The organism is Cupriavidus sp. SK-4 (genome assembly GCF_000611125.1).
Lineage (GTDB): Bacteria > Pseudomonadota > Gammaproteobacteria > Burkholderiales > Burkholderiaceae > Cupriavidus > Cupriavidus necator.
Genome location: NZ_JFJW01000102.1, coordinates 174,014 through 188,911, shown reverse-complemented (window position 1 = coordinate 188,911; position 14,898 = coordinate 174,014). Strand labels below are relative to the sequence as shown.

The window sequence follows — 14,898 nt, the reverse complement described above, 5'->3', positions numbered from 1 at the left end:
CGCTCATCGTCGACGGGCTCAGATAGTGTGAGCACGCCCTAATATAGCGGACGACGGCCTATGCTGGCTTCACTCAATCATTGGAAGCCGCTGTCATGAACGTATTGCTTGTCTATGCCCACCCGGAACCGAGGTCGCTCAACGGTGCGATCCGCGATTTTGCCGTGCGGCGCTTGCGCGATGCCGGGCACCAGGTCCAGGTCTCGGACCTGTATGCGATGCAGTGGAAGTCCCAGCTCGACGCCGCCGATACCAAGGCCCGGCCCGGCGACACGCCGTTCCATCCGTCCCTGGATTCCAAGCACGCCTTCGAGAACGGGCTGCAGAGCGATGACATTGCGCATGAGCAGGAAAAGCTGCGCTGGGCCGACGCCGTCATCCTGCAGTTCCCGCTGTGGTGGTTCTCGATGCCGGCCATCCTGAAGGGCTGGGTCGAGCGCGTCTATGCCTATGGTTTTGCCTACGGTGTGGGTGAGCACTCTGACGAACGCTGGGGCGACCGATATGGCGAGGGCATGCTCGCCGGCAAGCGCGCCATGCTGATCGTCACGACTGGCGGCTGGGAATCGCACTACAGCCCGCGCGGGATCAATGGCCCGATCGACGACATCTTGTTCCCGATCCACCACGGCATCCTGTACTACCCCGGGTTTGACGTGCTGCCGCCGTACCTGGTGTATCGGACCAGCAAGGTTGATGAGGCGCGCTTTGCTCAGATTCGCGAGGAGTTGGGCGAGCGGCTAGATGCGCTGGGGACGACTGCAACGATTCCGTTCCGGCGGCAGAACGCGGGGGACTACCAGATTCCGCAGTTGACGCTTCGCGAGGACGTTGCGCCGGGAGCGGTGGGGTTCGCGGCGCATGTGGAATAGGGGCGGCGACCGACGGCCGCCCTGGCGGACTTACTCCGCCCGAATATCCGCCCGCGCCGCCACCGCCCGCATCTCTGCCAATTCCTTCTCCACCCTGGAAATTGAAACAGTGACGCCGGTGCCGAGTTCGTCCTCGATAGCACCATTCCCGGTACCGACTATACCGGCTCGGCGACGACCCCATTCGAGGGCGAGGCCGACATCACGCTGAACGGCCGTCCCCCCGATTGCGGGCTGCTAGTGTTGCAGAACCCGTCGCGGCAGGACATCTCACGAGCAAATGTACACAATTGTCATAAATAAGGGAGGGGGCCAAATCGCTCGCGATATCCTGGCGCGGCCCAGCATTGGACGCGATCTCGAACTGATATTAGAAAATTTAATTTCTGATCTTATTATTTCTATTCCGAAGATTCCGGTAGTCCTTGGGGAATATTCCCGCATGATCCAGAAAGTGGATTTGGTATGATGCGTGCGCCCGAACGCTTGGCGAGTACTATTGAGGCGTTGTATGCGAGCGGCAGCCTTGAGATGCTAGGTATGTCGTCCCGGGAATCGCCCAATATCGACGTCGCGCAGCCGCGCCACGCCATTGCTGTAACAGCATTTCTGCGCAGTGCGAACAACGTGACGAGGGTTTTGACAGACTCCCCTGGCAAAAACAAGAACGAAGCAGGAGTTTTGCAGTATAAGCAACATCATTTTTCGTGCAAGCCGCACTACGAGGTTTGCCTCATCGGTCGTCACCGTCAAGACCGAAGCCGCTGACTCTTTGGTGCCCACCTTCGAGACGGGGGTGTAAATGCTTCTCACGAGTTCGCGCCGACGCAGGCAAACGCCCCTTCCATTTTGGAAGTCATATATCAGCGCTTGGCGTCGCCTTTCCATCTTCCGATCGGTACGCAAAGTATGTGCGGTGAGCGGCTTATTGCTAGCGGGGTGTGGGGCAATTGTAAGTGGAACCACTTCAACGGCGAACAGCCTTGATCAAGCAGCTACGCGCGAACGCATTACGAAGCTGCGCGCGGAACAAATTGAACAGATCCGCTCCCTGCAAGCTCAAGGTGATCCGATGGGAGATTATCTATTCGCGCTTGCCAATGCGGAAGGGTGGATCGGGGAACACCGCATCAGTGACCCAGTGGCGATCAGAGACCTCTACCAGAAGGCTGCCGATAACGGCTCGAGCGACGCGATGATTGCGTTGGGGTTGATGCTATTTGATGGTCGCGGTGCTCCGCAATACACGAAGGGGGTCTACTTGCCACGCGAACAACAGGACATGAAGAGGGGTCTTGAGTGGCTTGAACGAGGAATGAAATCCCGCTGCTCATACGCGCAGCCACTCTACAACGCAATGGCCTCGGTCAACAAACAATGCCTTGTTTTCAGATCACCCGCCCGCTGGGTATGGCCAGCTTTTCGTGATGGCCGAACGCGCCGTAATTTGGATGGTTCATTCACCTATGTTCTCAAGCCCGATGCCGAACGTGAGCGTTATTGGCGCGAAAAGAATGCGGCGTGTGAGGCGTCAGCCGAAGTGCGCACAACCGCGAAAGATTGTTCATATTGAGTCCGTTTGCTATGGTGAGCAGCAGAGTTTCCCTTCCCGATCAGCATGCCGGCATGGCGCTGGCCAATAACTCGTACTTAGACCCCATTGTTGATGTACCAAAGGGGTGGGAGAAGATGGACTTGTCCATCTCATACCCGAATGGCGGAGAAGGCGTTGCTCAATTTGGAGTAGATTGGAATTCGCAAACCAACGCGTCTGGAACTATCGAGAATCGATTCGAGGTGTTCATTAACGCGACGGACAATCAGATAGTTTTTTCATTCAAGGGATCGGACGCCCTGTCGAATTGGACGTCCGACCTCCTCAACAACGGATCCAGCGAGTTCTTCAAGATCCAAGCGCAGGCGCAGACAGCCCTTGAGGCGCTACGCGCCGAACCCAATATATAAGGGATACTCATTCTCGACTACCGGCCATAGTTTAGGCGGTGGGATGGCACAGACGTTTGCGCTAAAGAACAACCTGGATACGCAGGTCTACAACAGTCTTCCAATCCCCTCGGCGACGATCAATAGCGACTATTTTGGCGAGGGAGGCTATGAGGCAGCCTTGGCACGATATGTTGCTGCAGGACACAACGTACAAGATATTCGTACGCCGAACGATATTGCGACCTTCTACTACGGTCGGGATTCCGCCGGTGTCTATCTTTCAGAGCTGACTGATCAACAAGTCACGATGTTGCCGGGCACATTTATGCCCGAAGCGTTTAAGACCATTCTGCTTGCGGGAGCAACCCCAGCAGCGTGATCTCGCGAGGGCACGCTACGACACTATCCTGCAAGGCATGCGGCTGAAGGCGGCGGCGGGCACGCTGACTGAGGTGGATGTGCAGGGCGTAAATGCGCTGCTGACCAATAACGCACAGCAGGAAACGCCGGCAGTGCCCGCAATGCCCGCTGCTGCCAGCATGAAACAATCCAGGACGAGTATCCAATGACTATCCCGACCGACAACGAACAGCTGATGAAGTTTGCTGCCGAGCAAGCGCAGCGCGTCATCAAGAAGATCCCGCTGCTGGGGCCGGTGTCGTGGCTGATGATGAACAACCCAACCACGCGCCACAACTTCTTCGCTGACCTGGAATGGCGCGTGATGCCGCCGCTGATCCTGGAGCAGGCCAAGCTGTATATGCGGGGCGAAATGCCCACGGCATTCGTGACCTGGGCCTATCTCTCCGACGCTGTGGTCGAGCGGTTTGCCAGGCCGCCATACCAATTGGCGCCCGGAGATTGGAAGTCGGGCGACAAGGCGTTCCTGATCGACGTGTTCGCCCCCTCTACGGCGGGGCCAAGGACGTGCTGGCTGATCTGAGGGCGACGGTATTCAAGAGCAAGGTGCTACATCAATTAGCACCGGAGGGCGAGCGAACGATGCGCGTGCTGGAGGAGTAAGCCGCAGCGGGCCGGTGGCCCGCCTACCGCGTCACTATTCCGCCCGAATATCCGCCCGCGCCGCCACCGCCCGCATCTCCGGCAGCTCCTTCTCCACCCGAGCCTTCACCGCCGCGCCATTGCCATAAGCCGGCGTCAGCGCCAGTTCGACCATGCGTGCCTTGGTAGCCGGCGCGTTGGCGACGTCCGCCAGGGCCTTCTCCAGTTTCTGCTGTACTGGCGCGGGCAGGCCCGCGGGTGCCAGCAGCGCGAACCACGTGCCCATCTGGAAGCCGGGATACCCGCTCTCCGCGACAGTCGGCACTTGCGGCAACGCCGGCAGTCGCTGCGGCGACAGCACCGCCACCGGCCGGATCTTGCCGCCCTTGATCAGCGGCAGGGTGGCCACCACGGTATCAACCGCGACCTGCACCTGGCCGCCGGCCAGCGCGGTCAGGCTGGGGGCGCTGCCGTTGAAGGGCACGTGGACCATGCGGATGCCCGTGGCGGACTTGAGCATCTCCGCGCCGAAATGCACCGAGGAGCCGGCGCCGAACGAGCCGTAGGAGAACTTGTCGGGGTGGGCCTTGGCCTGCGTCACCAGATCCTTGAGCGAGGTGATCTGCGTGTCCGGATTGGCTACCAGCACCAGGCTCATGTCGGCGACCAGGCCCAGCGGGGTGAAGCTCTTGATGGGGTCGTAGCCCAGGTGTTGGCGGATGGCCGGGTTCAGTGTCAGCGTGGTGCTGGCCGCCAGCAGCAGCGTGTAGCCGTCGGGCGCGGCCTTGGATACCTGGGTGGCGCCGATCACGGTGCTGGCGCCGGGCTTGTTCTCGACCACCACTGACTGGCCGAGCTTTTCGCCGAGACCGACTGCCAGCAGGCGGCCCAGCACGTCAGTGGCGCCGCCCGCGGCGAAGGGCACCACCAGCCGGATCGGACGGTCCGGCCAGGATTGTGCCTGTGCTGCGGCGGGCGTTGCGGACAGCACCGCGGTCAGGGCGGCGGCGCAGGCGAGAAACAGCTTCGGGGGCATTGCGGTCATCGTTGGCACTCCTGCAGGCAGTTGTAGGAATAGAAGGCAATCGGAAGCAATACGAAGCGGGGCCGGGACTAGCCGAAGGCTCAATCGAGCCAGGGGCTGCGCACGCGCGAGAAGCCGCCGGCCTGGTCATAGGCATGGCCGAGCTGCAGCACCGCGGCGTCGGCCTGCGCCGGGCCGATGATCTGGATACCGGCCGGCAGGCCCTGGGGGCTGAAGCCGGCTGGTGCGGCCAGGGCCGGCAGTCCGGCCATGGTGGCCGGCACCACCACCTGCATCCAGCGGTGGTAGGTGTCCATTTCGCGGCCGTCGATGGTGTGCGGCCAGTCCCAGTCGGCATTGAACGGGAACACCTGCGCGGCCGGCAGCACCAGGTAGTCGAAGCGCTCGAACAGCGCGCGCAGTGCCTGGTACCACGCGCTGCGCTCGCACAGGGCCTCGTACACGCGCGTGCCCGGCAAGGCCAGGCCGCGCTCGATCTCCCATGCGGCCTCGGGCTTGAGCAGCGCGCGCTTGGCCGGGTCGTGGTACAGCGCCGCGTTGGCGCCGGCCACCGAGAAGCTGCGCAGGTCGATCCACGCGCGCCACAGGCGCTCCAGGTCGAATTCGGGCAGCGCGGTGTCCACGGTGCAGCCGAGCGTGCGCAGGTGCGTGAGCGCCTGCTCGCAGGTATCGAGCACGCCGGCTTCGGTCGGCAGGTGGCCGCCCAGGTTGCCCAGCCAGCCGATGCGCACGCCGGTCCAGTCGCGTTCGGGCGGCAGCTTGAAGGTGCCGGGCGCTTCGGCGCGGTGCGTCAGCGGCAGGCGCGCGTCGAAGCCGGCCTGCACCGACAGCAGCAGGGCCAGGTCCGGCACGTTGCGCGCCATCGGGCCAGCCACGCTGAACTGCTGGAAGAAGACCTCGTCGCCCGGGCCGTGCGGCACGCAGCCGACCGAGGTACGCAGGCCATACACGTGGTTGAACGCTGCGGGCGTGCGCAGCGAGCCCATCATGTCAGAGCCATCCGCCACCGGCAGCATGTGCAGCGCCACCGCCACCGCTGCACCGCCGCTGCTGCCGCCGGCGGAGCGTGCCGGGTCGAAGGCGTTGCGGGTGGTGCCGTAGACCGGGTTGTAGGTATGGCCGCCCAGGCCGAACTCCGGCGTGTTGGTGCGCCCGACAAAGACCGCGCCGCCGGCGCGCATGCGCTCGAAGATCACGGCGTCGGCCTCGCTGACCTGACCTGCGAAGATCGGCGAGCCCTTGGTGGTGACCATGCCCGCGGCCGGGCTGATGTCCTTGGGCGCCTGCGGGAAGCCGTGCAGCGGGCCGCGGCTGGCGCCGCGTGCCAGTTCGGCGTCGAGCCCGGTGGCCTGCGCGCGCAGGGTGTCGCGCTCCACCGGCGCCACGATGGCATTGACGCGCGGGTTGTGGCGGTCGATCTGGCCAAGGAAGGCATCGAGCACTTCCACGCACGAGACCTCGCGCGCATGGATGGCGCGCGACAGGGCGACGGCATCGAGTTCGGTGATGGGATCGGGGGTCTGGGTGGGCGCCATGGCTCGGGTGTCTCCTGTGGTGTCGGGAAAAAGCATACGGGCGGCGCACGATTTCCCGCAATCGATGATTTTTTCAAATATCCTTGCGTAAAACGCAAACCAGCCCTCGGAGCCGCCCATGTTGTCGCATCGCCTGCAGGAAACCTCGCTGCGCTATTTCCTGGAGGTGATACGCAGCGGCTCGCTGACCGAGGCGGCGCAGCGGCTGAATGTCACCGTGTCGGCCGTGAGCCGCCAGGTCGGCGCGCTCGAAGCGTTGCTCGGCGTGCCGCTGTTCGACCGCCGGCCGCGTGGCATGGTGGCTAGCGCGGCCGGGGAGTTGCTGGCGGCCTATGCCCTGCGCGGTGCGCTGGAGGCCGATCGGGTGGTCTCAGAGATCGCCGCGCTTCAGGGCCTGCGCCGGGGCCGGGTGCGGGTGGCCAGCTCGGCAGGTTTTGCGATCGAGTTCCTGCCGCGCATCATTGCCGAGTTCCGCCAGCGCTATCCGGGCCTGCAGTTCCATGTGCGCGTGGCGCCGCCGGCCGAGGTCACCGGCATCGTGCTGCATGGCGATGCGGACATCGGCATCACCTACAGCCGCGCCGCGGAGCAGGGCATCCGCGTGGAGCACCGGCAGCCCGCGCCGGTGATCGCCATCATGCGCCCGGACCATCCGCTGGCGCGCTTTCGCAGCGTCACGCTGGCGCAGATGCAGCCTTATCCACTGGCGCTGCCGGAAGGCGACAACACCGTGCGCCAGCTGTTCGACATCGCTTGCGGCGAACGCGGGATGGTGTTTGAACCGGTGTTGGTGACCAACCACTTCGAGACCCTGACCAACTTCGTGCTGCACGGTGGCGGGCTGTCGATCTCCGGCGCCGTCACCGTGGGCGACAGGTTGCGCCGCGGTGAACTGCACGCCGCCTCGATCCGGGAGCGCGGCATGCGCAGCCGCGCGGTCGAGTTGCAGACCCTGGCGGGCCGCACGCTGCCTGAGGGCGTGCGTGCGTTCCTGGGGTTTATCCGCGAACGGTTGGCGGCGGAGGTTGGCGTGGCGGGCGCCTAGACCGAACCTGGCCTGCGGCGTCCGCCATCGTTGGCGTTATCCGCGCCAGGTGCTGCCGGTCACATCGCCGGTGCTGCGGGCTTCGGGGGCCTCGCGGCGCACGCGGATGTCGTTGTTGACTTCCTTGACGCCGTAGGTGCCGTCGGCCAGGTCTTCGATATAGAACTTCTGGCCGCGGTCGCGCACGGTGCCGGTCAGTGACACCACGCCTTCGCTGACGTCGACGCTGACGTCGCTGACATCAACGCCGCGCGCGTAGCTGAGCTGCTCGCAGATCTGGTCGCGGATGCGCTCGTCGCTGCGCTGGTAGCCGCGCGGGCCGGTGCGGCGTTCGGAGCTGCCGAACCAGTCGCCCACGGCTTCGCCGATGCGGCGGCCCAGGTTGTAGAGCACGCCATGCGAGCCTTCGCGCTCGTCATCGGGACTGTCGGTTTCCCAGCCGCGGCGCTGCGCATATTCCCGGTAGCCCGGGCTCTGGCGCCGGAGCTCATAGCGCTGCTTCTCTTCCCAGTCCTCGTGCGGGTCGACCCAGTAGCGGGTGTCGCTGCGCAGGTCGCTGAAGTAGGTGTCATGACCGCGCCCGCGCGGCGATTCACGCGGATCCCGTGCGCGTTCGGCGCTGCGGCGCCACTGGCGCTCGGCGTTGTCGTCGTCGCGTTGCCACGCCTGCGGGTCGCGCCATTCGCTGGCACGTTCCCAACCAGAGCCGCCGTTCAGGCCGTAGCGCAGGTTGCTGCCGTAACGCTCGCCGGACGGGTGTTCCGGGTACCTGCGGGCGCCGTACGCTTCGTTGAAATCCCGGTCCGGGCGGGCGGGGTCGCCGTAGCTGGTCTGGCCCGGGGCCATTTGCTGGCGCCGACGCCGCGCTTGCCAGCGCTCCTGTTCGGATTCAGGTTGCCAGTCATCGTCCTGCCATGCCTGGCGGCGTTGGCGCGCGGCGCGCGCATTGCGCTCATCGTAGTAGTAGCCCATGCTGTTTTCCTGACAGTGTGCGTGTGGCGCCATGTGCGGGCGCACATGCCGTGCGCGAACCGCTGGCGGGTAATCAGGAAGGGGCAAGATTCGTACCGTGCGGCGGGGTGCCCGCGGACGGGGGTTTGCCGGCACTTTGGCGCGCGCGATCCGTGCAACCGTTTCAGAGCTTGTAAGGGATGCAGGGCCGGATGGGCGTGCCGTGCCGCAGGATCCACATGGTGCGAGGCAGGGGCGCCGGTAGCCGGGGTGGGGGCGGCCATACAGCCGCCCGTCGCCGCCTTTGGGCTGGTTTACTTCGTGCTGCTGGTCTTGGTCGACTTGGTCGACTTGGTGGTGGTGGCTGCCTTGGCGGGAGCGGCTGCGCTGCTGGCAGCTGCCGTCGTATTGGCCGCTGGTTCGATCTTCGACTTGCTGAACGCGAAATAGCATTCGGTATTGCTGCTGTTGGCCATTTCCGAATCGCGCGTGGCCAGCACGCCGGTGACGTTGACCTTGTCCCCGGTCTGCAGGTTGCTGATCTTCTTCTGGTTGACCATCAGCGCGTCGCGCATCAGCGCCTTGCCCGTGCACTGCGGATTGACCGAGTCCTTGAAGTAGACGGCGATGGTGTCGTCCGACTTGCGCAGGCCATCCACCTTGGTGATGCGGGAGACCGTACCCGATACCAGGATCGCCTGCGAATCCCACTTCTTCTTCGCGGTGATTTCGTTCTTCTTCCAGTCCGACCAGATATCGCCCAGCGAAGCCGGCTTCGGATCCGCCAGCATGCGGAAGTCGCCGCTCAGCACGTCGCCGGTGCCGTCGAGCACGCCGCTGATGGAGGACATTGCGCCGTCCATCGATTCACACCCCGCCAGCAACCCGGCCAGCGCCAGCCCTACCACCAGTTTTCCCGTCTTCATTCTTTTTTTCTCCAGGTCCGCCAGCACCCTCGGCCAGCGCCGGGGCATTGTATTCGTACAGCCTGCAAAATCCAACAGAACTGGCAAAAACGCTCTATTTCCGGAAAAAATCGGGTGACATCCCCCGAACGGGGCTATCCGGCCACGATCTCAGCAGCCGGCCGGTTCGGGCCTCCCCAGAATATGGGATGGGCAACGGTGCGCGGCCATGCGATGAGTAAGGGCGGCTGACAAGCGCGGCGGCGTTTACCCTGAAGGGAACCGCCCGGCCGTCCCATGCGCGGGCGGATATGTCAGAATCCGCCGTCGTACCCGGCACAGCATGCAGCAGGACGGGCAGCAAGACCGCCTGGACAACGGGCGGCGCAATGGGCAGCACAACGGCATGGCTCGGGAACACAGGCATGGCAAGCACAACAAGAGTCCTGATCGTCGAAGACGATCCCGCGGCATTGAGCCGGCTGGTGCAGGCCGTTGAGATGCATGCGCCGGCCACCGTGGTGGCAGGCTGCACCGGCAGCGCGGCGGAAGCGCTGGCCTGGCTGGCGCAGCATCAGCCCGACGTGCTGCTGTGCGACCTCGGCCTGCCGGACGGCAGCGGCATCGACGTGATCCGCGCCGCGCGCGAGCGCTATCCCGCCTGCGACTGCATGGTGGTCACGGTATTCGGCGACGACCAGCACGTGCTGGCCAGCATCGAGGCGGGCGCCATCGGCTACCTGCTCAAGGACGAAACCACGGACCGCATCGCCGCCTCCATTGGCGAACTGCGCGCGGGCGGCTCGCCGATGAGCCCGCTGATCGCGCGGCAGGTGGTGAACCGGCTGCGCGGCGCGCCGGCAGAGGCGGTTGCGCGCGATGCCGCGGTCCCCGGCGCGGTGGTGCTGTCGGTGCGCGAGAACGAGATCCTGGACCTGATCTCGCGCGGCTATACGTATGCCGAGACTGCCCGCTACCTGGGTCTGAGCGTGCATACCGTGCAATCGCACATCAAGAACATCTACGGCAAGCTGGCAGTGCGCTCGCGCGGCGAGGCCGTGTTCGAGGCGGCCAAGCTGGGCCTGCTCAAGTCCTTGTGACCCCACCCCATGCTGCATCGGCCGCGCCATCTCCGGACCGTGCTTGCCGTGCTGCTGGCATGGGCCTGCCTGATGCTGTCCGGCATGGCGGCAGCCGCGGGCACGATGGAACTGGCCGCGGCCACGCGCTCGGCCACGCTGATCGACGGCACGGTGCTGCCGGCGCGCCCGCTGACGCTGCCTGACTACTGGGACCGGGAGCAGCCGGGCAAGTCCGGCGCGCTGGTCTACGAACTGCTCTTTGACCGCAACTGGCCCGCGGCTGACCCCGGGGGGCTGTTCGTGCCATGGGCCGGCGGCAGCTACGAGGTGCGCCTCAATGGCGTGCTGATCGCCGCCGGCGGGCGCCTGGACGCACCCTCGTCGGCGCTGGCCAAGCGCCCCTACTACGCGGCCGTGCCGCCCGAGCTGGCGCGCGCGCACGGCAACCTGCTGCGCATCACCGTGGCGGCGCGCGCCTATGCGCGCTCGGGCCTGCTGCCGGTGACGGTGGGCCCGGCCCCTGAAGTGCGCGCGCAGTTCGATCAGGCCTTCCGCCTGCGCGTGGTCGGCCCGCTGATTGCGGCGGTACTCAGCGTCGTGCTGGGCGGCCTCGCGCTGCTGATCTGGTGGCGCCAGCGCGATCCGCTGTTCGGCCTGTACGGGCTGGCCGAGGTCGCCTGGAGCGTGCGGCTGCTCGACTACTTTGTCGATGACCTGGCGATTCCCGCGGAACTGCGCAGCTATATCGTCGCCGCCGCGCGCGAGGTATTCCTGGGCGCCATCGCCCGGTTCTGCCTGCTGGTGATCCGCGTGCCGTGGCGCTGGCTGCATCGCACCCTCAACGCCTACCTGTGGCTGGCGCTGCCGGTGATCGCACCGCTGGCCGCCATGTCAAGCCACCCGATGGTCTTTCCGCTGAGCTGGCTGGTCAAGGTGGGCATCATCCTGACCGTGGCCGGCGCGATGGTATGGGGCGCATTGCGCCGGCCCAGCCGCGAGGCAACGCTGCTGGCCGCCACCGTGGGCGTGTCGGCGGTGCTGTTCCTGGCGGACTGGATCAAGGTCTGGCTGACCGGCGACTACTACTGGGTCCATTCCATGACCCGCTATGTGTCCGTGCCGTTCAGCGTGGTGATGGCGTGGATGCTGGTGGAGCGCTATACCAGCGCGGTGCAGAGCCTGCAGGACGCCAACCAGGTGCTGACCGAGCGCGTCGCGCAGCGCGAGGCGCAACTGCGCGCGGCCTTCGCGCGCACGCAGAAGATCGCCGCCGAGGAGACCGCGCTGCGCGAGCGCGGCCGCATCCTGCGCGACATGCACGATGGCCTGGGCAGCCAGCTTGTCACCACGATCTCGATGCTGGAATCCGGCAAGGCCAGCTCCCCGGAAATCGCCGTGCAGGTCCGGCACGCCCTGGATTCGCTGAAACTTTCCATCGATGCCATGCAGGACACCGGCGGCGACCTGGCGGCGGTGCTGGGCAACCTGCGCTACCGCCTGGGGCCGCGCATCGCCGATGGCGGCCTCGATATCCACTGGGAGGTCGAGCGCCTGCCCACGCTGGCGCATTTCACCGCGCGCAAGGTGCAGGAGCTGCAATACCTGCTGCTCGAAGGCATCACCAACGTGCTGCAGCACGCGCGCGCAACCGCCCTTACCGTGACCGCCCATGCGGACATGGACACGCAGGTGATCCGGATCACGCTGGCCGACAACGGCCGCGGCTTCGACACCGGGGCCACGCGCGGCGGGCGCGGGCTGCGCAATATGCAGGTGCGCGCGGCGGCCATCGGCGGCCGGTTGCAGATCCGGTCGGCGCCGGGCAGTACCGCGCTGACGGTGGAGGTTCCGCTGGCGCAGGGAGACGGCGAGGAGGCCGGCACGGACGGGGAGGGCATCGCGCCCGCCGCGTAGAGGCCCGGGCGGCCCGGGCGCGAAGGCTCAGCATGCCAGGCCGGGGGCTGGCGCTCAGCGCGCGCCACGGCGCGGTGTCAGCCGCACGGCCAGCGCAGCCAGCGCGGCGGCGGTCGCCAGCGCGGCCACGCCGGTCCAGCCGAAACGCGCCAGTGCCAGGCTGCCGAGCGCGGCGCCGACGGCCATGCCGGTGAACATGCAGACGAACAGCACGGCATTCAGGCGGCTGCGCGCGCCCGGATCGATGCCATAGACGATGGTCTGGTGCGCGACCAGGGCGATCTGGACACCGAGGTCGAACCCGATGGCGCTGGCGCCGATCAGCCACAACTGCGCATGCGGCGATACCAGCGGGGTCAGCAGCATGGCGGCAAACGACAGCGCCGCCAGTGCCGCGCCCAGCCGGGTCACCCGCTCCGGCCCGCTGCGGTCGGCAAGGCGTCCGGCAAGCGGCGCGCCCAGCGCGCCGGCGGCGCCGGCCAGGCCGAACGCGCCCGCGGCTTCACTGCCGAGATGGAACGGTGCGCCATGCAGCATCACCGCCAGCGTTGACCAGAACGCGCTGAAACCCACCGACAGCAGCCCCTGCGCCAGGGCCGCGCGGCGCAAGGCGCCATGCTCGCGCCACAGGGCCGCCAGCGAGGCCAGCAGCGCACTATACGGGAGCACCGTGGTGGGGGTGAAGCGCGGCAATTGGCGCCGGGCGACCAGCGCGACCGCCGCGATGCTGGCCGCCGCAATCATGAACATGGCGCGCCAGCCGAAGTGCGCGGCGACGAAGCCGCTGATCACCCGCGACAGCAGGATGCCAAGCAGCAGTCCGGTCATGACCGTCCCGACCACCTTGCCGCGCTGCGCCGCGGGCGCCAGCGCCGCTGCAGCGGGCACGATGTCCTGTGCCATGGTGGCGGCCAGGCCCACCACCAGGCTGGATACCAGCAACGCGCCAATGCCGGGCGCCAGGCCCGCCAGCAGCAAGGCGCCGACCAGCGCCACCGCCTTGGCCACGATGATGCTGCGGCGGTCATAGCGGTCGCCCAGCGGCGCCAGCAGCAGGATGCCCAGCGCATAGCCGAGCTGCGTCAGGGTCGGGATGGCGCCGGTTGCCGAATCGGACGCATGCAGGTCGGGTGCCATCACCCCGAGCATGGGCTGGCTGTAGTACAGCGAGGCGACTGACAGGCCCGCGCCGACGGCAAGCTGCAGCACCAGGCGTCCCGGCAAGGACGGGCTGGCAACGGCGGCGGCGGATGGGGTGGCGGGAGCAGAGGACATGTTGGGGTTGCGTGGTCCGCAGGCAGGTTTGGATGGCTCGAAGTGTTGTCCATGCGGGCGGATTCTGGTAGACGTGCGGAATGAACAATGGTTATACGAGATGCGTATGAAACGTCAGCCAGCCTCGCCGCGAACCCCCGCCACGCAGGGCAGGGCAGCCGCCCGCGGCGCCGCCAGCGCCGACCGCATAGACCTGATGCAGACCTTTGTGCGCATCGTCGAGGCCGGCAGCCTGTCGATGGCGGCAGCGCAGCTGCAGACGACCCAGCCCACCGTCAGCCGGCGCCTGCAGACGCTGGAGCGGCTGCTCGGCGTGCGCCTGCTGCAGCGCTCCACGCATGCGATGAAGCTGACCGAGGACGGCGAACGCTGCTATGAGCGTGCCAAGGAACTGGTGGCCGACTGGACCATGTTCGAGGCCGACGTGCGCGGGGTCGGGCATGCGCCGGCAGGCACGTTGCGGGTGGTGGTGCCGCACGCTTTCGGGCAGGAGCTGCTGGTCGGCCCGCTGGCCGGCTTCCTGCAGCAGTACCCCGAAGTCTCGGTGGAATGGCTGCTGCATGACCGTACCCCGGATTTCATCGCCGAGGCCATCGATTGCGCGATCCATGTAGGCGAGGTGCATGAACCCGGCGTGGTGGCGGTGCGGCTCGCCGACGTGCCGCGCGCGGTCATTGCCGCACCGTCGCTGTTTGAGGGTAAGCCGCTGCCACGCCGGCCGGAAGACCTGGAGGACCTGCCATGGCTGGCGCTGCGCACCTTCTATCGCAATGAGGTCGTGCTGCAGAACACGCAGACGCAGGCGCGCCAAGGCATCGCATTCCAGCCGCGCATGAGCACGGACAGCCTCTACGCGCTGCATTCGGCGACCCGGCTGGGGCTGGGCGTTGCCGTCGGCTCGGCCTGGATCTTTGCCGACGACATTGCCAGCGGCAGGCTGCTGCACCTGCTGCCGCAGTGGCAGGCCGATCCCCTGCCGATCTACCTGGTCTACCCCCATGCGCGCTTCTATCCGGCGAAGCTCAGGTTGTTTGTCGATGCCATGCGGCAAGCCATTCCCACGCCGGGTATGGTCGGGAGCCCGGGCCCGCGGCGGCGCGAGCGCGGCGAACGTACCCGTCGCGCATAAGCGTGCTCAGGGAGGCGCGGAAGACGACGCCGTCACCCCTTGCCCGATGCCCCACACGTCTTCGGTGCAGGTGGACAGGCAGCCGTGCCGACGCTGCCCGCAACCCGTGCTTTCTGCCCCACCTTGGCGTATTTTCTGCACTGGATTTGCGCATTATCAAGACCGTCGAAATCCGTGCTTCAGGCCTGCAAATCAA

Annotated in this window: 16 protein-coding genes; 11 read left to right on the top strand and 5 right to left on the bottom strand. The window is 66.3% G+C overall.

Translation table 11 applies throughout. The annotated features are described in order from the left end of the window. Positions 1 to 95 precede the first annotated feature (95 nt). The 7 genes from CF68_RS23120 (at position 96) to CF68_RS23105 (ending at position 3,762) form a co-directional block, all read left to right on the top strand. Positions 96 to 872 (top strand): NAD(P)H-dependent oxidoreductase, encoded by a 777-nt coding sequence (locus CF68_RS23120; protein WP_035823284.1) that lies wholly within the window; start codon positions 96 to 98, stop codon positions 870 to 872. Positions 873 to 1,337: 465 nt separating this feature from the next. Continuing rightward, positions 1,338 to 1,640 (top strand): hypothetical protein, encoded by a 303-nt coding sequence (locus CF68_RS37185; protein WP_152548540.1) that lies wholly within the window; start codon positions 1,338 to 1,340, stop codon positions 1,638 to 1,640. A gap of 148 nt (positions 1,641 to 1,788) precedes the next feature. Continuing rightward, entirely contained in the window at positions 1,789 to 2,445 is a 657-nt protein-coding gene (locus CF68_RS37180; protein ID WP_152548539.1) for a sel1 repeat family protein, read from the top strand. A gap of 53 nt (positions 2,446 to 2,498) precedes the next feature. Continuing rightward, positions 2,499 to 2,837 (top strand): hypothetical protein, encoded by a 339-nt coding sequence (locus CF68_RS23115; RefSeq protein WP_152548538.1) that lies wholly within the window; start codon positions 2,499 to 2,501, stop codon positions 2,835 to 2,837. Between the two features lie 43 nt (positions 2,838 to 2,880). After that, on the top strand, positions 2,881 to 3,198 hold the full coding sequence (locus CF68_RS37175; RefSeq protein ID WP_152548537.1) for a hypothetical protein: 318 nt from the start codon (positions 2,881 to 2,883) through the stop codon (positions 3,196 to 3,198). After that, positions 3,173 to 3,388 carry a hypothetical protein gene (locus tag CF68_RS23110; protein ID WP_035823280.1) on the top strand — a complete coding sequence of 72 codons (216 nt, stop codon included), beginning with the start codon at positions 3,173 to 3,175 and terminating at the stop codon, positions 3,386 to 3,388. Before CF68_RS37175 ends, CF68_RS23110 begins: the two co-directional genes overlap by 26 nt. Continuing rightward, positions 3,385 to 3,762, top strand: coding sequence for a toxin-activating lysine-acyltransferase (locus CF68_RS23105; RefSeq protein ID WP_152548536.1), 378 nt, complete (start codon positions 3,385 to 3,387; stop codon positions 3,760 to 3,762). The genes CF68_RS23110 and CF68_RS23105 overlap by 4 nt, the downstream gene beginning before the upstream one ends. Before the next feature lie 114 nt (positions 3,763 to 3,876). Here the strand turns inward: CF68_RS23105 and CF68_RS23100 are convergent, their stop codons facing one another. Both CF68_RS23100 and CF68_RS23095 read right to left on the bottom strand, forming a co-directional pair. Continuing rightward, positions 3,877 to 4,866, bottom strand: coding sequence for a tripartite tricarboxylate transporter substrate binding protein (locus CF68_RS23100; protein ID WP_035823278.1), 990 nt, complete (start codon positions 4,864 to 4,866; stop codon positions 3,877 to 3,879). 80 nt (positions 4,867 to 4,946) lie between these two features. After that, complete coding sequence (locus CF68_RS23095; RefSeq protein WP_035823276.1) at positions 4,947 to 6,401, bottom strand: amidase; 1,455 nt, start codon at positions 6,399 to 6,401, stop codon at positions 4,947 to 4,949. 118 nt (positions 6,402 to 6,519) lie between these two features. Between CF68_RS23095 and CF68_RS23090 the strand changes: the two genes are divergently transcribed. Continuing rightward, positions 6,520 to 7,446, top strand: a complete 927-nt coding sequence (locus CF68_RS23090; RefSeq protein WP_035823274.1) for a LysR substrate-binding domain-containing protein — start codon at positions 6,520 to 6,522, stop codon at positions 7,444 to 7,446. A 36-nt stretch (positions 7,447 to 7,482) separates the two neighbouring features. Here CF68_RS23090 and CF68_RS23085 read toward each other — a convergent pair whose 3' ends face one another. Both CF68_RS23085 and CF68_RS23080 read right to left on the bottom strand, forming a co-directional pair. After that, entirely contained in the window at positions 7,483 to 8,418 is a 936-nt protein-coding gene (locus CF68_RS23085; protein ID WP_035823272.1) for a BON domain-containing protein, read from the bottom strand. Positions 8,419 to 8,711: 293 nt separating this feature from the next. Continuing rightward, positions 8,712 to 9,323 (bottom strand): hypothetical protein, encoded by a 612-nt coding sequence (locus CF68_RS23080; RefSeq protein ID WP_035823270.1) that lies wholly within the window; start codon positions 9,321 to 9,323, stop codon positions 8,712 to 8,714. 404 nt (positions 9,324 to 9,727) lie between these two features. On the opposite strand from CF68_RS23080, the gene CF68_RS23075 reads away from it, so the two are divergent. Both CF68_RS23075 and CF68_RS23070 read left to right on the top strand, forming a co-directional pair. After that, complete coding sequence (locus CF68_RS23075; RefSeq protein WP_035823269.1) at positions 9,728 to 10,402, top strand: response regulator transcription factor; 675 nt, start codon at positions 9,728 to 9,730, stop codon at positions 10,400 to 10,402. A 9-nt stretch (positions 10,403 to 10,411) separates the two neighbouring features. Then, a complete protein-coding gene (locus CF68_RS23070; protein ID WP_035823266.1) occupies positions 10,412 to 12,298 on the top strand; it encodes an ATP-binding protein in 1,887 nt (628 codons plus the stop codon). A 54-nt stretch (positions 12,299 to 12,352) separates the two neighbouring features. Here the strand turns inward: CF68_RS23070 and CF68_RS23065 are convergent, their stop codons facing one another. Continuing rightward, positions 12,353 to 13,573, bottom strand: a complete 1,221-nt coding sequence (locus tag CF68_RS23065) for an MFS transporter (RefSeq protein ID WP_035823265.1) — start codon at positions 13,571 to 13,573, stop codon at positions 12,353 to 12,355. A gap of 106 nt (positions 13,574 to 13,679) precedes the next feature. On the opposite strand from CF68_RS23065, the gene CF68_RS23060 reads away from it, so the two are divergent. Beyond that, complete coding sequence (locus tag CF68_RS23060) at positions 13,680 to 14,702, top strand: LysR family transcriptional regulator (protein WP_035823264.1); 1,023 nt, start codon at positions 13,680 to 13,682, stop codon at positions 14,700 to 14,702. The last annotated feature ends 196 nt before the right edge of the window (positions 14,703 to 14,898 follow it).